Origin of the sequence: Paraburkholderia sp. MM6662-R1, assembly GCF_050436245.1 — a bacterium.
In the GTDB taxonomy this organism is placed as follows: Bacteria; Pseudomonadota; Gammaproteobacteria; order Burkholderiales; family Burkholderiaceae; genus Paraburkholderia; species Paraburkholderia tuberum.
The window spans coordinates 160,093-179,961 of record NZ_JBNDLV010000003.1; the positions used below are offsets into that span (position 1 = coordinate 160,093).

The following is a 19,869-nucleotide window of genomic DNA, read 5'->3' on the forward strand; positions in this document are numbered from 1 at the left end:
ACGCACATCGATTCGTAGTGCCGAGCCGGGATACTTGCGACTTCGATGTGCAGCGCGAGTCATCGCATAGACCTTGCCGCGGTCAGTCATTACACAAGTTGTTCTTTCATCAAATGTTCTTTTTTCCGGCTCTTTTGAAAATGCAGTGGGTAACGGGGCTCACGAGGCATGCGGGTTGAGGCCGGAGAAATCGAGCTTGCCAGCAACGAGAAAGAGGACCGTGCGCATCGTCGCGAAGCGCGTGTAGCCGCGAGCCTTTCGCTTGGCCGCTTGAAACAAGCCGTTGATTGCTTCGATGAAGCCGTTGGTCTGGCGCGTCTAAGTCCAGGCGACGATGCCGTCGAAGTGCCGACGAATCAGACGCGCGACGTCCTTCATCGGCTCGACTTTCGAACGCATGACGTTGGTGCACCACTGCCGCAACATCTCGGAGACGACATGGATTTGCTTGCGCCCGAGAATCTCGCGCAGTTGCTCGCGATACAGCCATGCGCGGGCGGTGCGCTTGGTGGCGTACTGCCTGACCAGCGCCTCGAGGTCGGTCAATTGCGCCAGATTCAGTTTGTTGGCGTCCTTGAGCAGCGTCCAGCGCATCCCTTTAAGTTCTGGGTCGGCTTTCTGTTGTTGGCGGCGCACCGTATCAAGCGCCTTGGACGCGTGGGCGACGACGTGAAACTTGTCGAACGTCAGCCGCGCATTGGGCAGATGTTCGCGCACGCCTTTGATGAAGGCGGGCGACATGTCGATGCTCACCGAGGTGACCTGCTCGGGCGTGCCGTGGTGTCGGCTCAGATATGCCGCGAAGCCTTCAATCGTCTTCGCGTCACGCCCGGGCGTGACGAACACGACCCGTCGCGCCTGCATGTCGGCGACCAGCGTCAGATACTCGTGGCCGCGCCGGTACGAGGTTTCGTCAATAGCTACCGTGCTCACGTCCGACAGGTTCGCCGACGTGAGCGCGAGTTCCACATAGCGCGAACAGATGGCGTGCACTCGGTGCCACGACAGATTGACGATGCGTGCCACCGCGGCAAACGGCATCTGCTGCGCCAGCATCAGCACCAGCGCTTCGAACAGCAACGTGAAGCCGTCGAGTTGGCCGACCCAGTCGGGTTCCACCAGCCGTACCGCGCCATCCGGCAAGCGCACTCGCGGTACCCGCACTTCCAGATAGCACTCGTGCTGGAAGAAATTCAGGTGGCGCAGTCGCTTGATTTGCGTGTCATGCACTGGGTGCTCACCGGCGACCCCGGGGTAGGCGAAGCGGCTGCCAGCGACAAAGTCCACGGCAATCGTGAGCTGCCGTTTGGCCGTGTCGAAGTCGACGCCTTGCAGGTACCACGGGGCCTTGATTCCCAAGGCGGCTTCAAAGAGTTGATTCGTCATGTTCGCTTCGTCTCGCATGGCTGGTTGCCGCATTCTGCCGCAACCAGCCATGCACCAGCTTGCCGGTTCAGGGCGCCTCAAGGGTTCGCTGCGCCGGGCTCACGCCCGCCCTTGACCCGCCAAATCACCCACTCGGGTTTCAAAAGAGGCTTTTTTCCTAAAGATGAAAATTGTCGTCTCTCTTTAGACAAATTCGAAATCACGAGCGTTCGAAAGAACGGTTACACGTCTGATAAAAGTATGCGTCTGACCTGAACGCTTTGTCATGATATTTACGCGTGATACCTGGCGATAAGACCAATCAAATAACGAAGCCATGATTCGAATTCTGCGTATTTGATTGTCAGAAGAACTGTTGGTGCACCCGATGAAGGCGACGTGTCGCGATCGAACAGTACGATGGCGACTTTATGCGCTATTGCTAACATTCGGTCTTTGAGTGAGATGTTACGCTCGTCGTGACTCGTCAGTGAATCAATGAAATTAGCTTCACTAAACGATTCACTTCCACACCAAAATCTGTTTTGCAAGCGCAAGGTGCCTACGCCGGCATCGTTTCCCACGAGTTTCCGAACTGAGGAGATAGTATGTTCGAATCCAACGCCACCGCGGATCCGAAACTGGAAGAGGCGTGCCTTGAGCCGAATTCAAAACCGGTCGCCCTGGATGAATCGAACCCGCAAAGCGAGAACATCTTCGTCGCAAGGTGGGACGATGCAGTGAAGAGAACGATGGACGTTTGCGGGGCGTCGGTTCTACTCATCCTGCTCTTCCCGGTTCTTCTGATAATTGCGCTGGCAGTCATGAGCGATCACGGAAACGCCGTATATGGTCATCCGAGAATTGGCCGAGGAGGACGTACTTTCAAGTGCCTGAAGTTCCGCTCCATGGTCAAGAACTCGGATGAAGTTCTCGCCAAACTGCTCGCAACCGATCCGCAGGCTCGTGCGGAATGGGACCGCGATTTCAAGCTTAAAAACGATATTCGTGTGACGCCAATTGGCCGCATTCTGCGCAAGACGAGCCTCGATGAGTTGCCGCAACTATGGAACGTGCTGCGCGGCGATATGAGCCTGGTGGGACCCCGTCCTATCGTGCAGAAGGAACTGGTGCGATATGGCCGCGATGTTCGTTACTACCTCGCGCTGAAGCCGGGAATGACAGGCTTATGGCAGGTCAGCGGCCGCAACGATGTGGACTATCCGACGCGGGTTTCGCTCGATGTTAAATACGCAATGAACCGCTCGCTGACATTCGATATGTCGATTCTTTTGAGAACCGTCAAAGTGGTGTTCGCCAAAGACGGCGCCTACTGAGCCGGCTGAGGTCCTTGCCCTGTCGTCGGTTGCATGTCGTCGCGATCGCCGTGACCGATCGGGGATGTGTTCCGCTATTGCTGCGCAATTCACGAGAAACATGTTATGAGAGTGGTCCACGTAATCGAATCGACTGCTACAGGAACGCTTGCAGTTGTGAGCACGCTTGCGACGCGCCTCGCCAAGGAAGGTCACGAGGTGTATGTGATCTATTCAGAGCGCGAGGAAACACCGAAGAATTTGCGCGCGATGTTTCACTCTGACGTCGTCCTGCAGCATCTGCAGATGAAAGGGCCATCATTGGCTCGGATCATGTCTGTCTTGCGTCAACAACTCATCGAATTGAACCCGGATATCGTCCATCTGCACTCGTCATTCGCAGGTTTCCTGGGACGAATGTCGACCTTGTTTGCGTTGCCGTCAACGGCGCTTCTTTATAGCCCGCACTGCATCTCTTTCGTACGGCGAGACATAGGCAGGTTGAAGCGATACTGTTTCGCCGCGTTGGAGTTGCTTGCGTGTGTGAAGAACTGCACATACGTTGGCTGCTCCGAGAGTGAATGCGCCGCTATTCGCCGCTATCTTCGGCGAGATGCAGTACTGGTCGAGAACGCAATCGATCGGGCTGTCAGTGTCCAGGGCAACAATCGTTTGGAAAGCGCCGGAAAAGTCGGATCGACGAAAAGGCGAAAAATTGTGACTGTCGGCGGCATTCGTGTCCAAAAGAATCCGCGATTGTTCGCGGAGATTGCTCGCTCGTTTGATCGGGACGGCGTCGAGTTCGTATGGATCGGCGACGGCGACGCAGATCTCAGGAGGACGCTCGAGGACGCCGGCGTGCGTGTGACCGGTTGGCTTACGCGTGCTGACGTAATCGCGGCTGTGGCGCAAGCGGATATCTATTTGTCGACAGCTTCCTGGGAGGGAATGCCGATTTCTCTGATTGAAGCAATGACGCTCGGCACACCCGTTGTGGCGTCAGATTGTCCCGGCAATATAGACACCATTCGTCACAATTCGACCGGCGTTCTTTATCGGACGGCTGCGGAAGCGACTTCGCTGATCCGGAAGATGATAGCCGAGGATAAATTTCGTGAAGGTTTATTGCGGCGCGCGCAGGAAGAAGCGCGCAACAGATTCAGTGAAGATCGTTTCTTCAACAACATCGCGCTGCTTTATTCGGCCCAGTTGAGAAGCATTCGCCAGAGCCGTTCGGTGCTGAGCGAGTGACTACGTGAAGCTGCACGGCGGGGCTTAGCGCGATTTTCCGGCGAAGAGGGGACGCGGCGCCGGTTTCAGTTGCTTGCGCAGACTGCGCGATTTGCAGCAAGCCGTCGTCTGGGACCGATTGCATACAGTGCTCTTGCCGAAGTGAAGAGTAGCGGACAAAAGCCTCTTCACGCGCGTGACCATCAACTCTTCATCGATTCGCGCAGTCGGGACGGGCGAAGAACTGGCCCGAACGTGCCGATGGGGCGCGGCAAGAATCGAAGCACCACGCCGTAACCAACGTTCACGGAACGCCCATCGCAACGAGACTGACTTTTGAGAAATGGTTTGCGCGTGTCATCGCGCAAACCATTTTAATTTTTAGAGCCGCGCGAGATATCGCTCCACGCCCGAGGCGGCGATTATATCTGTCCACCGCAAATGCAGCAGCGTCGAGGGGTCATTTTTCGGCACCATATCGCCGTGGAAATTGCAGATGCTAGAGAATACGTCTGGGCCCGTTACTTTACATTGAATTCCAAACTTGGCGGCGGCGTTCAGATTCGAAGGCGAGTCATTGCAGATGATTCTTTTGCCGAGCGCAGCATATTCCAGAAGCTTGGTCGGCGTCTGCACGTCGTACGGACGCTTGTACGGGATGGTTGAAATAGCAATCTCGCAGTTGCGAACCACCGCGAGGGCGTCGCGTTGCGCAAGACGTCCCGTGAACAGGATGCCGGGCGATCGAAGATATGCGTCGGAGATTTCCTTTTCAACAGGCCCAATCAGAACGAGGGTATCCGAGTCGCGCTTGGCGGCCAGGAAGTCCCTGATGAAGCCGACAAAGCCGCGTTCCCGCGTTATCTCGCCCAGATAACAATACGTTCCGGACGGAAGCGCCTGGTTGCGGTCAGCATCCGTCGCGAAAATCCAATCTGGTACGCCCATCGGCAGGAAAACGGTGTCTACGCCGTCGCGGAAGCCCATGACTGCACTCATTGAGTCGTTCTGAAATATTCGAAGATCGGGCCGTGATTGAAACGTTTTCTTGATGCTGTCCTTTAGCGCACTGTTACGCCCGACAGACAGCGAGCGGTAATCGTGGATAACGTATTTTGCAGCAGGGATCCTGGGGTAAAAGCCCATGATGCACCAGAGAACGTACTCCTCCGGATTCTTGACTTTTTTGTAATCATCCAGTGTCCCTGACGTTACCTTACAGTCGTTTCTCACAAAATACTTCGTGTAGGCGTCTATCTCTGGATAATTCGCCTTGCCGGGGTGAAGAATGAATATCTGCATGTCATTACCACCGTTCAAATGTCGTCTCTTCGGCTGACTCAGTGCTACCAAGGGCAGTTCGAGTCGCATTCTTGAAATGTCGCACGTCAATGGATTGGTCAAGCGTTGGTTAGCTTGATATCCGTTGGCAGAAATGTCGCGACGTTGGACTGCTCTATCACCCGGTCCCAAATGAGGTCTGCGAAGTCCGTCCGACGATTCGCTGTCGCACCGCGGGCGGCGTCTTCATCGATTCCGTCAAAGATGTTCGCCGTGGTGATCACACTATGGATGCCCATCTCTTCACAGCATCTGATATTCGACGGCGAGTCGTTGCACACGATTTTCTTGCCGAGCGCAGCATACTCGAGCAGCTTGGTCGGCGTTTGATAGCAGTGCGGCCGGTGATAGGGGAAATAGCACACCGCAACATCGGATTCGACCACGTGCTTCAGCGCCTCACGCTGCGGCAACGGCCCGGTGAAAATGATATTTTTTGCATTCGAAAATCTTTCGTAGATGCGCGGGTCCGGTTTTCCCACCAGGAGGAGGGAGACGTCGCGCTTCTGAAAGTTGTTTATAAATGCTTCCAGCACGCGATCGAAGCCCCGCTCGACGCTCATTTCGCCGATATAACAGAAATCAGCTTTCTTTTCGGTCTGACCGCCATCCTGTACCTCGAAGATCCAGTTCGGCACGCCCATGGGCAGGATCACACTGGGTACGCCGTAACCGAAACCCATGATCTCCTGTTGCCGTTTGTTCTGAAAGATCCGCAGATTCGGCTGGCAATTGAAATACCGCTTCGCGACGTCTTTCATCGCCGGCCAGCCGCCAACGGAGAGAGAACGGTAGTCATGGATGACAAAGTCGGATTCAAACCGGTTCGGATAAAAACCCATGATTTCCCACAAAACGAAATTTCGTTTGTTATCGAGGGCGCGGTAATCGCTAATTGTTCCGACCATCACATCCACGCCGCGCGCTTTAAAATAGTTTTGATAGGCAGTAATTTCCGGATAATTGGCGGTACCCGGAGACGTGATGAAGATTTTACGCATGCCGCCTTCCTTTTTAACCGTGGAGATAAGGAACAATAAGGCCGTTACGAGTAATGCACTGGCGGTCCGGTTGCGCCTTTGATTGACAGGTGCTCGAACGTTGACCGCTTGTTCTGCTCGAAGCCGAGATCGCGCGCGATAGTATTTTTATTAGCGAATACCTTATCGTGACGATTCGCCGCCCTGGGTTGGATGCAGCGCGGTGCACGACGGTGTCGTACGCCGCTGCGCGAGCTGTCGCGTCGGCGCTGTGCTTTCTACGCCTGGTTCAATGCACGTGGCCTGCTAAAGATGCGCTGAGCCAGGCGCCTGACGCGTCCCAGTCGCAGATAGCGCGGCACCAACGTCAGGCCCGTGAGCTGCGCGGCAAACCACGACACGGAAGAGTCATCGTCAATGTCGAACGCCTTGAGTCGGAACGGGTCGCTTCCTTCGTCATTCCAGCCCACGTCGGTCGTGCGTGCGGTCTTGTAGCCGGCGGCCTTCAGCAGCTCGACTTCGCGCGGACCATAAATGCCATAGGGATACGCGAAATGCTCGCAAGGCTTACCTACGATCCGTTCTACCTCCGACTTTGATAGCGCAAGCTCTTCAAAGCATTCGTCATCGTCACAGAAGGTTAGTGTCGGGTGATAGCGTGTGTGAGACTGAAAGTCGACATAGGGGCGCATCTCTTCAATATGGGCGGCGCTGAGGCCACTAATCGTCGCCGCTGGGTCTGGCAAGTCCTGACGAAAGCCTCGCGCGTCGAGTTCAGCCAGGCGCTCGTGGTTTTTCATGCGAATCAGCCGCTTCACACCTGCATCCCTTGCGACAGGATGCAGGAACCAGTGAGTACGATCGTGCGCCACGACACTGCTGCAGATGTAAATGGTCGGGTACACGCCGTACTTGATGAATACGGGCAGCAGATTTGCATTGCCGATATGGCCGTCGTCAAACGTGACGGCCACGCGCGGGCGACCACTACCTCGCGAATTTGCCTGCGACAACGGCACGAACTCGACCTTGTCTTTCAGGTACTCAAAATGAGCCTCGAGCGTGGCGGGCGACGGATCGTGATAGAGCAGAATCGCGGTGCGATCGCGCCAGAGAAAGGCTCGAATCGCCGCGGGGGTTCCACTGAAAAGCAGCGCGCGTGTGAACATCTCACGCATCAATTGTTTCATATGCATCCCAAGCTAACGGCGTTGAATGGGATTGTGCCGTCACGGCCACAAAAGCGATGTGCGTTAGCGTACGGAGGTGATGATCGTCTTCAGATAGTCTGCGATACCTGTTAGTGTGAAATCTACGCTAATTTTCCACCGAGGAATCTACTGCGGGGAAACAGTGGTTCAGCGGAGAATTAGGCAGTCTTATCTTTGTACGGTAAGACGATTATTCTGAAGTTGGTGGCGCGCAAAGCAGAGGAATTGTTGACAGATTGCGTTGCACACCGAACTGACGCGCGCAGCGCCCGCACCCAAAATGTTGCCGTCCCGTGACAAAAAGCGAGATCTGGCAACGCCGCATCGCCTGCACATTAAATCGAGCTTCCACCCTTTTCGTACACCCGCCCTGGGGTTTCGATGAATCAGAACTCTCTACTTACGAATGCTGCCGTGCTCCGGAATAACGATGTAAGTCTTTCGCGTTATTTCGACGTTCTAATGGCCAACCGCTGGCTGGTCGGTGCAATCGCCGGCGGCGTGCTCGCCCTGGGCGTGGCCTACGCGTTTATCGCGCCGTCGGTGTACCAGGCCGATATTCTCGTGCAGGTTGAAGACAGCATTCCGACCAACAATTCAAAAAGCCCGCTGGGCGACGTCTCCAGCATGTTCGACGTCAAAACAGAGGCGACGGCTGAAATGGAAATCCTGCAGTCGAGAATGGTGGTCGGAAAAGCGGTTGACGATCTGCACCTCGACGTCAGCGCAAAGCCGAAGCGCTTTCCCTTGATCGGAGACTGGTTGGGCCGGCAAGCCCGGAGTCTTTCCGAGCCAGGTATCTTTGGATTTGGCGGATATGCATGGGGCGATGAAGCGATCAAGGTGTCCAGCTTCGACGTCCCGGAAGCATTCGAAGGCGAGAAGTTCGTTCTGACGGTTCTGGAGGGCGAACGCTACCGGCTGGAGCAGTCGGATCTCAGCGAGCCGATCGAGGGTCGCGTGGGCGAAAAGCTCGACACGAAACTGCCCGATGGCGCGATCACGCTGCAGGTCGATTCGCTGAACGCAAAGCCGGGCACGCAATTCATTCTGGAGAGACAGTCGCGCGACAAGACGGTGGAAAGCCTGCAAAACCGGCTGACGGTCTCGCAGAAGGGTAAAGACAGCGGCATCATCGGCGCGTCGCTGATGGGCTCTGAGCGGCTGCTGACGGCCAGCACGCTCGCCGAAATCGGCAATGCGTATGTTGACCAGAATCTGAAGCGCAAGGCGGCGGAAGCCGAGAAGTCGCTTGCGTTCCTGAGCGCGCAGCTGCCGCAACTCAAGAGCGACCTGGAGCGTGCCGAGGGACGCTATAACGACATGCGCAACCGCATGGGCGTGTTCAATCTGAGCGAGCAGGGCAAGGCCTATCTGGATCAAAGCGTAGCCACGCAGCGCAGCCTGCTCGAACTGAAGCAGAAGCGCGCGGAGATGGGCGCGATCTACGCGCCGGGTCACCCCGCGATCCAGGCGATCGATCAGCAGATCGGCATGCTGAGCAGCAGGATCGGAAGCTTGTCGCAGCAGGAACAGGCGTTGCCGGACCTGGAGCAGAATGCGGTGCGCCTGACCCGGGACATGAACGTGAACAACGAGCTTTACGTCGGCATGCTGAACAACATGCAACAGCTCAGACTGGTTCGCGCCGGCAAGGTCGGAACGGTGCGGTTGATCGATAACCCGGTGGTGCCGAAAGAGCCGATCAAGCCGAACAAGCTTCTGGTGATTATCTATGCTGCGTTGGGCGGCCTGATTCTGGGCGTGGGTGCGGCGTTCGGGCGTACGGCGCTGTATCGGGGCGTGACCGACGCGCAGGAGATCGAGGAGCAAACGGGCCTGAACGTCTATGCGAGCGTGCCGCTGTCGCAGGCGAAAGTCGCGCGAATCGGCAAGACGCCGAAGCTGCCCGCTGGCGAGAAGTTCCTGCTGGCGAGCGAGTTTCCGCGCGACCCGTCGATTGAAAGCCTGCGCCGACTCAGAACCGCGCTTCATTTTGCCATGCTGGAATCGGAATCGGGCGACAATCGCGTGCTGCTGACGGGGCCGACGGAACAGGTGGGCAAGTCGTTCCTTTCGGCGAATCTGGCGGCGGTCGTATCGGCGGCCGGCAAGCGGGTGTTGCTGATCGACGCGGACCTGCGCAAAGGTCATCTCGAGCAATACTTTGGTCTCGACTCGACACCCGGCCTGGCTGACTATCTGACGTCGGACGTGACGTCCGACCCGGTGATCATGCGTGACGTGCGTCCGGGCCTCGACTTCGTTGCGCGCGGAGCGATACCGGAGAACCCGGCCGAGCTTCTGGTGAGCGAACGCATGCAGCAATTCCTCGCGAAGACGAGCGAATACGATATCGTGCTGATCGACACGCCGCCGGTGCTCGCCGTATCCGACGCGACCGCGCTTGCGGATAGCTGCGGCACCGTGCTGCTGGTGACCCGCTTCGAGACCACTTCCATTGCGCAGGTGGTGGAGGCCACCAAGCAACTCAAGCAGGCGAATGCCCGGGTGAAGGGCGTGATCTTCAACGGGATCGATACGGATGTCTATCGCTATAGTCTGGGCGCGCGCGCAGGCCTCTATCGCAGTGCTTCCTATCTCGACGCATTGCCCGCCAGCGGAAAAACGCAGAAAGGCTAGCCTTCAGACGACAACCATCGTCGTGTAGAGCGATGAAAAATGCCTCTTTCAAAATCCGAGTGGCTGGTTTGGCGGGTCAAGTACGGGCGTCAGCCCGGCGAAGCGAATACTTGACGCGCGTTGAAGAAGTAAGCTGGGACAGGGCTGGTTGCGGCAGAATGCGGCAACCAGCCCTGCAAGACAACGTGAACCGATGAACCAGACCCAACTGTTTGAAGCCGCCTTGGGGATCAAGGCGCCGTGGTACGTGCAAGGCGTCGATTTCGATGCCGCGCGGCGTGAGCTGACCATTGCCGTGGACTTTGTCGCGGGTACGCGCTTTCCATATCCCGGTGTGGCGGGCGAACACCCGGCTCACGACACCCAGATCAAGCGGCTGCGGCACCTCAACTTCTTTCAACATGAGTGCTATCTGGAGGTCCGGGTGCCGCGGGTACGTCTGCCGGACGGCTCGGTGCGCCTGATCGAACCCGACTGGATGGGCAAGCTGGACGGCTTTACGCTGCTGTTTGAAGCACTCGTGCTGGCGCTGTGCCGGGAGATGACATTTGCCGCGGTGGCACGCGTGGTGAACCTGTCGTGGCATCGGGTGAAAGCCATCTGTGACCGTTACGTGGACCTGGCCGTGGCCGCGACTGACCTGTCCGAAGTCACTGCGGTGGCTATTGACGAGACTTCGTGCCGGCGTGGCCACGACTATGTTTCGCTGGTCGCCGACATGGACGGGCGGCGTGTGGTCTTCGTCACGCCAGGCAAAGATGCCGGCGTTGTCGAACGCTTTGCCCGGCACCTGGAGGAACACAACGCAACGCCTGCGCAGATCGAGTCGGTCAGCATCGACATGTCGCCCGCCTTCATCAAGGGCGTCGAGGAGCATCTGCCCGATGCGCGGGTGACCTTCGACAAGTTTCACGTCGTCGCGCACGCGTCCAAAGCGCTTGATGGCGTGCGCCGCGCGCAGCAGAAAACCGATCCGTCGCTGAAGGGTATGCGCTGGTCGCTGCTCAAGGATGCCGGGAAGCTCGATCTCGCACAACTGACCGATCTCGAGGCCCTGATCAGCCAGTACACCACCAACCGCACCGCGCGTGCGTGGATGTACCGCGAGCAGCTGCGCGAGATTCTCGATCGCAAACAGATCCACGTCGTCTCCAAAATGCTTCGCCGGTGGTGCGGCAACGTCATGCGCTCGAAAGTCGAACCCATGAAGGACGTCGCGCGCATGATCCGTCGTCATTTCGACGGCATCATCGCGTGGGCGCAGACGCGTCAGACCAACGGATTCATCGAAGCGATCAACGGCCTGTTTCAGGCCGCCAAACGCAAGGCACGGGGATACGCCAGCTTCAAGACCATGCGCACCGTGCTGTTTCTCATCGCGGGCAAGCTCGACTTCTCAGCACTCAATCCGCATGCCTCGTGAGCCGCATTACCCACTGAGTTTTTAAAAGAGCCTGAAAAATTCACCCGGACTTCGACGTAGATAAATTGTGAATATCAAACATTCGATCGTCAGTATCGCTGGAGTCGTACTGAGTCAGGCGCTCAATTTCGTTTCGATTCTATTGATCGGGAAGTTCTGCGGGCCGACGGCTCTCGGGTATTTCAGCCAGCTCATGGCCGGTGGTCTTTTTATCGGGTCGGTGATCGGCTTGCGTCTGGAGGTTGCGTGCATGGCGGCGGACAAGGCCCAGGCCGTGCGCGCAATGACGAGTTCCAGTGCGGTCGCCATAGGGATCGGCGTGGCGCTCGTGGTGGCCACGGCAGCGGCCGGGCATGCGGAATACATACCTGTTATCGGTCTGGCACTTGGCGTGTTCCTGCAACAGGCGTTGTGCGGAGCACTCACCACCGAAAGAAAGTACGCGCAAATCGCGACGATCCGGTTCTTCCCTAATGCCGCGTTCGCCGTCTACTTCGTCTGCATGATGATGTTTTCGAAAGGGGAGTGCACAGGCACCACCGTATTCAACGTCTATAGCTGGATTTTTCTGGCCTCGACCGTTGTGCCCGCCGCGATCTGCCTTTACTCGGCGCGCCGGATGATCCCGTTGGCCTTCATCAGGTTCTCCGCGCTTCAGATCCAGTATGCAAAATTTGGTGTGCCGACCACTACGCTGAATTCCTTCGTGATCTATGCGTCCGCCATTTTGATGCCGATGATCTTCGATCATCGTGAAGCCGGCATCTTTGCGCTGGCGTATCGTGTGGGGTACTTCCCTGCGTCCCTCTTGTCGCAAAGTTTGGGCGCTGTCTTCCGCCGCGATCTGATCGATTATTTTGACGGCCACAGAAAAGACAGAGTGAATCCCTCGAAACAGTTTTTTACTATGCTGACGTTTATCAGCATTTCTCTGGTGGCAGCGTGCTATGCAGGCCTTAGCCTGATTATCCACATGAAGATGGGCGACGAATGGGAACCGTCGATGTCCGTGTACCTGATCTTTGTTCCCTATTTCATCACGATGGCGATCTATGGCTCGATGGCTCAGGTATTCATTGTCGCGAACCGGCTGAAGATCGACTTGATGATTCAAGCAGTCAATGCCGTATCGATCTTCCTGATCTTTGCGACGGCTCAATTCCTCGGCGTCGGGTTCATCCACTCGCTTCTTCTGCTCAGCGTCTGTGGAACGATCGTGGCAAGTGCGGGTACTTACCAGGCGCTCAAGATCGGCAAGGAGCCGGACGCTTATTTGAATCGCCAACCTAGTTTTGAAGCGCCGTGATCTCTGCGCTCAAAAATCGGCGACGCTGCAAGTTTAGCTCCTCCACCGCGAGGCGAGTCGCTCACTTGTTCAGGGAAAGAGAATGCGCATTGTAAAACTCCCCGGCATCATCGGCAGGAATGCGAGTCCAGGCGTGTCGGCCGTGGTCTGGTTCATTCTGTTCATCGCACTTTATGCGATCTCCGCGTTTCACCAGAGCACGTTGCCGGCGCGTTTTCTGTTGGATGAACTGGTGATCTTCGACCGGATGAAGACCGTCACGGCTTTCAGGGCGTTTGGCGACTCATTTGACAATCTCGCGTGGCTGTTCAACTTCTTCGGTCTCCAGAGTTTCTCCATTTCTTTGATAGGATTTCTCGCATCGACTATCGGCATGTTTGTCGCCGTCTGGCGTTCCGGTGTCACTTCGCTAAAACCGGCCGAGTTCTTTCTGGTTGCCTTCTGGCTCGCCAATCAGACCGTCTACATCGGCGTTCCATCGAAAGAAATCATCATTTCGGTTCTGGCTCTTTTGATGCTGTTTTACAGCTCGTCGCGTGCGATATTGGTTTTGTTTGTCGTCCTGGCAGCGCTGGTAGCCGTGTACTTCAGATCGTACTGGGGCATTACACTGGCCGCAACCGTGTTTCTTTATATCGCGCCAAACGGCTTCAGAAGGCCGGTTTCATTGATCTTTTTCGCGCTGGCCATGTTTGTGATGGTCGCCTTCGTGTTCCAGAAGGCCTATGGCGAATCACTGGATTTCGCAAGGCAGAACGCCAATGAGTGGCGGGACCCGGAGGAGGTGGGGTCGATGATCGTACAGTTCATTCCAGGCAGTGGTATGTTCATTGGCGTGGCGAACGTCGCCATCACGCTGGCGACCTTCGTTTTGCCGGTGCGGTTGATTACGTCGGGTTCTCCGCTGCAAATGCTGGGCGGCATTGGCGTGTTTTTCACTTTTGCGATGGCGTTTGTGCGTTATCGCTCCGCGGCGGCGCTATTTCCGATGGGCCGATTCGAGACGCTTTGTTTTTGTTTTCTGGTCAGTTTCCTGTCAACGCAAGCTATTTTCGAGCCGGACTACGGGTCATTTCTGCGGCATCTTTCGCCGGTGTCGCCGATGATCATGTTTCTCGTCCTGCGGCTCTCGTACGATGAACACATAACGGTATCGGCGCAGAGTGCATCGCGAGTGAACGACGGCGCCCATCACCAGTCCACATTGTCGAAGCATCGCAGCGCCTCCTGAATCGCAATGACGGTCCGCTGACTCAGTAGGCCGTCGATGAAGCACATGATCGTAAACATCGGGGCGAACTATCTGACGCGCATCGGTGGGGGCATGACGTGACGCTGCGCGCGGCGATTGGCAACATCACGAATCGTCGCTACTGGATGTTCCAGTACTCGGACTACATCGCGCCGGGCGATCCGCGCATGGTCAGCGTGAACGCGAAGATCGATTTCTGATCTGAGTTGCGCGGTGTCGCGGGCCGCGGCGGGCTCACTGTGCGCCGCCGGCGCGCATGGCCCGGTATTCCCGCTGCACGATGTCCATCAGCTCCGCCACCGAAGTCAGCGCGCTCTGTTGCTCGTAGGTCACGCGCCCTCGCTGCATCAACATGATGCGATCCGCGATATCGAGCGTCTGCGCATAGTTGTGCATGATCATGATGATCGAGAGGCCGCCTTTTTCCTTCAAGCGCATCAGTAGGTCGATGATGAGTCCCGCCTCGCGCGCGCCCATCGCGGCGAGCGGTTCGTCGAGCAACAGGATTTTCGCGTTCGAATGCACGGCGCGCGCCACGGCGATCGCCTGGCGCTGGCCGCCCGAAAGACGCTCCACGGGCAAATCCACCGAAGGCACGTGCACGCCGATATCGTCGAGGCATTGCGCCGCGCGCTCGCGCATCCGTTTGTGGTCGAGCAGCCTGAACGGCCCGCGCCGCACGATTTCGCGGTTCAGGAACATGTTGTGGTAAATACTCAGCGAATTCGCGAGCGCGAGATCCTGATACACGCATTCGATGCCGAGCGAACGCGCGTGATCGACCGAGCGCAACAGCGTCTCCTCGCCGTCGATGTGGAGCGTGCCGCTCGTTTGCTGATGAAAGCCCGTGAGGATCTTCACGAGCGTGGACTTGCCCGCGCCGTTGTCGCCGAGTATGCCGAGGATCTCGCCCTTGCCGAGCGTGAGCGAGACGCCATCGAGCGCCGTCACCGCGCCGAAGCGTTTGACGAGGCTGTCGCCGCGCAGCGCGAGCGGGGCGTTCGGCGCGCTGCGCGCAGCGGCCGTGGCATTGGCGCCCGCGGAGGAGGTTTGCGATTGGTCCATCATCGTCCACCCTTGCGGCGAATGCGCCCGACGTGGATGTTGAAGATCATCGCCGCCAGAATCGCGGCGCCAAGAATGATGTTGAACGTAAACGCGTTGATACCGATCAGTGTAAAGCCGTCGTTCAGAATACCGAGCACCGCTGCGCCGATGAGGCCGCCCACGATGGTGCCCGAGCCGCCCGTGAGCGGCGTGCCGCCGATCACGGCGGCGGCCACGGCAAGGAACATGATCTGGTTGCCGCCGGCCTGCGGGTCGATCGAGGTAATGCGAAAGGCTTCGAGCATGCCGGTGAAGCCCGCCAGCACCGCGGCGAGGACGAAGTTGCCGAGGCGCAGTCGCTTCACATGTATGCCGGCCTCGCTCGCGCCGAGCGGATTCGCGCCCGCGGCCTGCGTATGCAGGCCCCAGCGTGTATGTCGCAACAGCACGTGCATCGCGGCCGCGATCACCAGGGTCCAGATGATCTCGCTGTAGCCCCACGCGCCCATGAACGCGGCGAAGGTGGGCGATCCCGGCGTGGCGGCGGGCGTGCCGCGCGAGATCGTGAGCGTGATACCGTTGATCAGAAAGAGCGTGCCGAGCGTCGTAACGAACGAGGGCAGCCGCAGCCAAACCGACACCGCCCCGTTCACGAAGCCGACGATTCCCGCGGCCATGAGCCCCGCGATCACGGCCAGCCACATCGGCGCGCCCGCGTCATTCGCGAACACCATCATGAATGGCGCGAACGCGAACACCATGCCCGCCGACAGATCGATGTCGCCGCCGATCATCAACATGATTTCGCCGAACGCGATGATCGCCACCGGCGCGATGAACTGCGACAGGTTGACGAGGCTCGCGTTGGTGAGCAGGAAATCGTGGTTTGCGAATTCGAAGTAGGCGGCCAGCAACACGGCCACGAGCAGGATGCGCAGCTCGGCCGCCCATTGAGACGCGAAGGAAACGCCCGCGCGCCGGGACGCGCGGACCGCTTTGCTGGTTTCGTTCACTGTATTCATCAGGACTTGATTGCGCCGGATCTCGGAACGATTTGCTCCTTGTCGGTCTTGCCTTCATAGCGCGTCGAGGTATTCAGGTACGGCTCGACGTTATCCTTCGTCACGAATTTCAGGCCGGTGTTGATGTCGGCCGGGCCGACGAGGCCGCCGGAGCTGAGGAACACGAACGCCTCCATCACCGTATAGAAACCCTGGACGTAGGGCTGCTGATCGATGGTGAAGTCGAGGAAACCTTCGTGGATCAGCTGGATCGTGCTCGGCAGCAGGTCGAAGCCGCCGCCGTGCACGCCTTTGGACGGCAGGTTCGACTCTTTCATCACCTGCGCGACGCCCTGCGTGCTGCCCGCATCCACCGCGAACATGCCTTTCAGGTCCTGGTGGCCCAGGTAGAACGCCTTGATCTTCGACAGTTCCTCGTTGACGGTCGCGCCCGTGGCCACGGTCTGGATGTCGATCTTCTTGCCGGACTTCTTGATGGCGTCGCTCGCACCGTCCAGACGCGGCTGGATGTTGAGCTGCCCCGGCGTGGCGATGAACAGCCCGACCATGCCGCTGTCGATCAGACTGACGATGCGCTCGCCCATCTGGTAGCCCGACAGATACAGGTCCTGGCCGATATACGCGAGGCGCGGATTCTTCTTGCCGCGCGGCGCGTCGGCGTTGTACGCGAACACCGGAATTCCGGCGTCGAGCGCGGCCAGGATGGGCTTGTCGAAAGCGCTCGGATCGACGATCGGCACCGCGATGGCGTCGGCCTTCGCGGCAATCGCCGAGTTCACGGCGCGGACCATTTCGCCCGCGTCCGAAGTGGCCGAGCCGGTCCACTGATAATCCATGTCGAGTAGCGAGCAGGCATCCTGAATGCCGTACTGCGTGGGCACGAAGAACGGGTTGGTGGTGACGTGATTGACGAACACGATCCTCCACTTCTTGTGCGACGGAAAAGCCGTCTGCGCTGCCTGCGCGGTGCCGATCAGACCGCCCGCGCCGCCTAGCGCGCCCATCAGCGAAAGCGCTGCGCCGAGTCCCGCGCCCTGCATCAGCCCCCGCCGCGCCGTGCTGAAACCGTTGCCGCTGTTTTTCTGATCGTCATCCCGTTGCTGTGCCATCTGATCCTCCGGTTCTTGTCTTCATTGGTCGATGTGGTCGACGTTGCGTCGATTGCGTGCAGATGCTGGACGGCACCGGGAGTTCGCGGGGCAGCGCGAGAGTTTGGCGTGGGACGTGCAACCCCGATTCGGAAGCGCTCGATACGAGCCGTGCGGTACCGGAAAAATGTTAGTGCAGTGCGGTAGCGACTCCTAATCCATGTATACCCGTAACCGTTCCGAAGATTGGGACGCCGGGTCAGGATGCGTGTTTACCACGAGCGGCCGATCGCGCGGATGGGTGCGCGGCGCTCAAAGCTCGCCGCCCGCCAACACCGTCGCCACGTGCTCGCGCAACGTCGGCAGCACCGCGCCCTCGAACCAGGCATTGCGCTTGAACCACGCGATATTGCGCGGCGACGGATCGAGCGACGTGTCGAGTTTCGACGGACGTTTGGTGGTAACAGCCATAAAGCGGTGCGAGGTGACTGGTGCGCAGTCGTGTCGTGAGTCGGCTCAGTTCTGCGCCTGAGCCGGATAGATCAGCGTGCCGTCGGCCTGGGGCTCGGCGCCCGGTGTCATCGTGGCGGCGTTCGTGTGATGTGCGTCCATGATGTGCAGCACGGTTTCATCGTGCATCAGCAGATAGTCCGTAATGATACGCCGGTGGCAGCGCCACCAGACCGCCTCCGAGCACATGATCGCGCAGCGCTGCCGATGACCGAGCGTCAGAAGTTGCGCCAGCCCGTCGCGGAATGCGTCGCTCATTGCATAGTCGGCATAGTTGCGAAAGGCCGGATGCGTCCAGTACGCATTCGGCGACGGCGCGTCAACCTTGCGCCTGCTGCGGCGTCCGCCGAGCGCGGCGAGATGCATGTAGTCGATATGTTCCGGTGCGAGCGAGGCGGGCAGCGTGTCGCGATTGAACTGCGGGTTGGTCCGCGAGCGCGGGATGCTGCGCACGTCGACGAGCAAGGCGATCTGCTCGCCTTTCAGTAAGTCGACGAATTCCTGCAACGGACGCGTCGAGTGGCCGATCGTGAAAAAAGGGCGTTTCGTTTCCATGTGTGCTTCGCCGGCGCTGATAGCGGCGTCGATCCCTACAGACTTACAACGTGCGGCGCAGTAACGTCAACTGTGTCCCGATTCAGGTACGAGTCGAAGTTGCAACAATGCACCCGCGACGGCGCCCGCGCCGCACGCAGTCGCCCGCGCATTTTCTTTCGACCCGCTTGCACCATGACCGACGGCCTGCCCAATCCCCAACGTGCGTTTGCGTACATTGCGATCGCCATCGCGATGACGATGTCGGTGCTCGACACCTCGATCGTCAACGTCGCGCTGCCCACCATCAGCAACGACCTCGCGGTATCGCCCGCAAGCGCGATCTGGGTCGTCAACGCGTATCAGCTGGCGATCACGGTGTCCTTGCTGCCGCTCGCGGTGCTCGGGGACAGCCTCGGCTACAAACGGGTCTACTGCTACGGACTCGCACTTTTCACGCTGGCGTCGTTCGCCTGCGCGAATGCGCACACGCTGCTGGTGCTTGCGGTCGCTCGCGTGTTTCAGGGCTTCGGCGCGGCCGGCATCATGAGCGTGAATATCGCGCTGGTGCGCTTCGTCTTCCCGAAGGCACGGCTTGGCGTCGGCGTCGGCTATTCGTCGCTGGTGGTGGCCGTTTCGGCGGCGGCGGGGCCGAGTATCGCGTCGGCGATTCTGGCGGTCGCGCACTGGCAGTGGCTGTTCCTCGTCAACGTGCCGCTCGGCGTGCTGGCGCTGTCGATCGGCGCGCGCACGTTGCCCGCGACGCCGACCTCGGGGGCTCGCCTGAGCGGCCTGAGCGTCCTGCTCAACGCGCTCACATTCGGCCTGCTGATCTCCGGTCTCGCGGCATTCAACCAGGCGGGCGCGACGCAGCGCGGCGCCGTGATGGTCGCGATCGCCTTGGTGGCCGGCGTGCTGTTCGTGCGACGCGAAAGCCGGCTCGCGACCCCGATGCTGCCCATCGACCTGCTGCGCATGCCGGTGTTTTCATTGTCGATGGCGACGTCGATCTTCTCGTTCGCGGCGCAGACGATGGCGTACATCATGCTGCCGTTCTACTTCGAGCAGACGCTGAAGCTGTCGGAAACACAGACCGGCATTCTGCTGACGCCGTGGCCGCTCGTGACCGCGTTGATCGCACCGGTCGCGGGCCGGCTGTCCGATCGGTGGGCGCCGGGACGCATCAGCAGCGTCGGGCTCGTCGTGTTCGGGTGCGGACTCGCGATGCTCTGCCAGCTCGGCGAGACGGCGACGCGTTTCGACATCGTGTGGCGGCTCGCGGTCTGCGGCCTCGGCTTCGGTATCTTTCAGTCGCCGAACAACCGCGTGATCATCGGCAGTGCGCCGCGGCATCGCAGCGGCGGCGCGTCCGGCCTGCAATCGATGGGTCGTCTGCTCGGCCAGTCGAGCGGCGCGGTGGCGGTGTCCATCGTGTTCGGACTCGTGCATGGCCGGCACCTCACGTTGATTGCCGGCATTGCCGCGGCGCTCGCGTTGATCGCGGCCGGCGTGAGTTCGGTGCGGCGTATGACGGAGCACAGCGACGCCCCGCCGGAACAGCAGGCTACGCCAACGCGGCCGGTCTCCGAGCGTTGACGCGG

General features: G+C 59.0%; 14 protein-coding genes and 3 pseudogenes. 8 read left to right on the forward strand and 9 right to left on the reverse strand.

Annotated features, from left to right (window positions below; all coding sequences use genetic code 11):
* Positions 1-159: 159 nt before the first annotated feature.
* Positions 160-1,386 (reverse strand): annotated as a pseudogene (locus OKW39_RS23320) (ISL3 family transposase).
* Between the two features lie 719 nt (positions 1,387-2,105).
* On the opposite strand from OKW39_RS23320, the pseudogene OKW39_RS23325 reads away from it, so the two are divergent.
* Positions 2,106-2,702, forward strand: a pseudogene (locus tag OKW39_RS23325) (sugar transferase); the annotation flags it as partial.
* 105 nt (positions 2,703-2,807) lie between these two features.
* The gene (locus tag OKW39_RS23330) at positions 2,808-3,932 is read left to right on the forward strand and encodes a glycosyltransferase (protein WP_429360407.1); all 1,125 of its coding nucleotides are present in this window, start codon (positions 2,808-2,810) and stop codon (positions 3,930-3,932) included.
* A gap of 360 nt (positions 3,933-4,292) precedes the next feature.
* Here the strand turns inward: OKW39_RS23330 and OKW39_RS23335 are convergent, their stop codons facing one another.
* From OKW39_RS23335 to OKW39_RS23345, 3 genes are all read right to left on the reverse strand, one after another.
* On the reverse strand, positions 4,293-5,213 hold the full coding sequence (locus OKW39_RS23335; protein WP_090811675.1) for a glycosyltransferase: 921 nt from the start codon (positions 5,211-5,213) through the stop codon (positions 4,293-4,295).
* Positions 5,214-5,311: 98 nt separating this feature from the next.
* Positions 5,312-6,253, reverse strand: coding sequence for a glycosyltransferase (locus OKW39_RS23340; RefSeq protein ID WP_429360409.1), 942 nt, complete (start codon positions 6,251-6,253; stop codon positions 5,312-5,314).
* Between the two features lie 257 nt (positions 6,254-6,510).
* Positions 6,511-7,422 carry a polysaccharide deacetylase family protein gene (locus OKW39_RS23345; protein WP_429332488.1) on the reverse strand — a complete coding sequence of 304 codons (912 nt, stop codon included), beginning with the start codon at positions 7,420-7,422 and terminating at the stop codon, positions 6,511-6,513.
* A 402-nt stretch (positions 7,423-7,824) separates the two neighbouring features.
* Between OKW39_RS23345 and OKW39_RS23350 the strand changes: the two genes are divergently transcribed.
* The 5 genes from OKW39_RS23350 (at position 7,825) to OKW39_RS23370 (ending at position 14,267) form a co-directional block, all read left to right on the forward strand.
* Positions 7,825-10,086 (forward strand): polysaccharide biosynthesis tyrosine autokinase, encoded by a 2,262-nt coding sequence (locus OKW39_RS23350; RefSeq protein ID WP_429563805.1) that lies wholly within the window; start codon positions 7,825-7,827, stop codon positions 10,084-10,086.
* A gap of 193 nt (positions 10,087-10,279) precedes the next feature.
* Positions 10,280-11,509 (forward strand): ISL3 family transposase, encoded by a 1,230-nt coding sequence (locus tag OKW39_RS23355; protein WP_429562555.1) that lies wholly within the window; start codon positions 10,280-10,282, stop codon positions 11,507-11,509.
* Between the two features lie 67 nt (positions 11,510-11,576).
* The gene (locus tag OKW39_RS23360) at positions 11,577-12,815 is read left to right on the forward strand and encodes a lipopolysaccharide biosynthesis protein (RefSeq protein ID WP_429332486.1); all 1,239 of its coding nucleotides are present in this window, start codon (positions 11,577-11,579) and stop codon (positions 12,813-12,815) included.
* Positions 12,816-12,897: 82 nt separating this feature from the next.
* Complete coding sequence (locus tag OKW39_RS23365; protein ID WP_429563806.1) at positions 12,898-14,046, forward strand: hypothetical protein; 1,149 nt, start codon at positions 12,898-12,900, stop codon at positions 14,044-14,046.
* Positions 14,047-14,144: 98 nt separating this feature from the next.
* The gene (locus tag OKW39_RS23370; RefSeq protein ID WP_429332484.1) at positions 14,145-14,267 is read left to right on the forward strand and encodes a hypothetical protein; all 123 of its coding nucleotides are present in this window, start codon (positions 14,145-14,147) and stop codon (positions 14,265-14,267) included.
* Positions 14,268-14,301: 34 nt separating this feature from the next.
* On the opposite strand, the gene OKW39_RS23375 is transcribed toward OKW39_RS23370, so the two are convergent.
* From OKW39_RS23375 to OKW39_RS23395, 5 genes and pseudogenes are all read right to left on the reverse strand, one after another.
* On the reverse strand, positions 14,302-15,132 hold the full coding sequence (locus OKW39_RS23375) for an ATP-binding cassette domain-containing protein (RefSeq protein WP_018422193.1): 831 nt from the start codon (positions 15,130-15,132) through the stop codon (positions 14,302-14,304).
* Positions 15,132-16,136 (reverse strand): ABC transporter permease, encoded by a 1,005-nt coding sequence (locus OKW39_RS23380; protein ID WP_429563807.1) that lies wholly within the window; start codon positions 16,134-16,136, stop codon positions 15,132-15,134. Before OKW39_RS23380 ends, OKW39_RS23375 begins: the two co-directional genes overlap by 1 nt.
* Complete coding sequence (locus OKW39_RS23385) at positions 16,136-17,245, reverse strand: sugar ABC transporter substrate-binding protein (RefSeq protein ID WP_090811664.1); 1,110 nt, start codon at positions 17,243-17,245, stop codon at positions 16,136-16,138. Before OKW39_RS23385 ends, OKW39_RS23380 begins: the two co-directional genes overlap by 1 nt.
* Before the next feature lie 291 nt (positions 17,246-17,536).
* A pseudogene (locus OKW39_RS23390) lies at positions 17,537-17,647 on the reverse strand (uracil-DNA glycosylase family protein); the annotation flags it as partial.
* Positions 17,648-17,740: 93 nt separating this feature from the next.
* Positions 17,741-18,289 carry a DUF488 family protein gene (locus tag OKW39_RS23395; protein ID WP_429332482.1) on the reverse strand — a complete coding sequence of 183 codons (549 nt, stop codon included), beginning with the start codon at positions 18,287-18,289 and terminating at the stop codon, positions 17,741-17,743.
* A gap of 174 nt (positions 18,290-18,463) precedes the next feature.
* Here OKW39_RS23395 and OKW39_RS23400 point away from each other — a divergent pair, with 174 nt between their 5' ends.
* Positions 18,464-19,864: an MFS transporter gene (locus tag OKW39_RS23400; protein WP_090811661.1), complete on the forward strand. Its 1,401-nt coding sequence runs from the start codon at positions 18,464-18,466 to the stop codon at positions 19,862-19,864.
* Positions 19,865-19,869: the final 5 nt, after the last annotated feature.

Bases quoted from the DNA above. Each gene is read 5' to 3' on its own strand.
- OKW39_RS23365 (WP_429563806.1), top strand. From the start codon at position 12,898: ATGCGCATTGTAAAACTCCCCGGCATCATCGGCAGGAATGCGAGTCCA.
- OKW39_RS23380 (WP_429563807.1), bottom strand. From the start codon at position 16,136: ATGAATACAGTGAACGAAACCAGCAAAGCGGTCCGCGCGTCCCGGCGC.
- OKW39_RS23340 (WP_429360409.1), bottom strand. From the start codon at position 6,253: ATGCGTAAAATCTTCATCACGTCTCCGGGTACCGCCAATTATCCGGAA.
- OKW39_RS23395 (WP_429332482.1), bottom strand. From the start codon at position 18,289: ATGGAAACGAAACGCCCTTTTTTCACGATCGGCCACTCGACGCGTCCG.
- OKW39_RS23330 (WP_429360407.1), top strand. From the start codon at position 2,808: ATGAGAGTGGTCCACGTAATCGAATCGACTGCTACAGGAACGCTTGCA.
- OKW39_RS23350 (WP_429563805.1), top strand. From the start codon at position 7,825: ATGAATCAGAACTCTCTACTTACGAATGCTGCCGTGCTCCGGAATAAC.
- OKW39_RS23345 (WP_429332488.1), bottom strand. From the start codon at position 7,422: ATGAAACAATTGATGCGTGAGATGTTCACACGCGCGCTGCTTTTCAGT.
- OKW39_RS23385 (WP_090811664.1), bottom strand. From the start codon at position 17,245: ATGGCACAGCAACGGGATGACGATCAGAAAAACAGCGGCAACGGTTTC.
- OKW39_RS23355 (WP_429562555.1), top strand. From the start codon at position 10,280: ATGAACCAGACCCAACTGTTTGAAGCCGCCTTGGGGATCAAGGCGCCG.
- OKW39_RS23400 (WP_090811661.1), top strand. From the start codon at position 18,464: ATGACCGACGGCCTGCCCAATCCCCAACGTGCGTTTGCGTACATTGCG.
- OKW39_RS23375 (WP_018422193.1), bottom strand. From the start codon at position 15,132: ATGGACCAATCGCAAACCTCCTCCGCGGGCGCCAATGCCACGGCCGCT.
- OKW39_RS23335 (WP_090811675.1), bottom strand. From the start codon at position 5,213: ATGCAGATATTCATTCTTCACCCCGGCAAGGCGAATTATCCAGAGATA.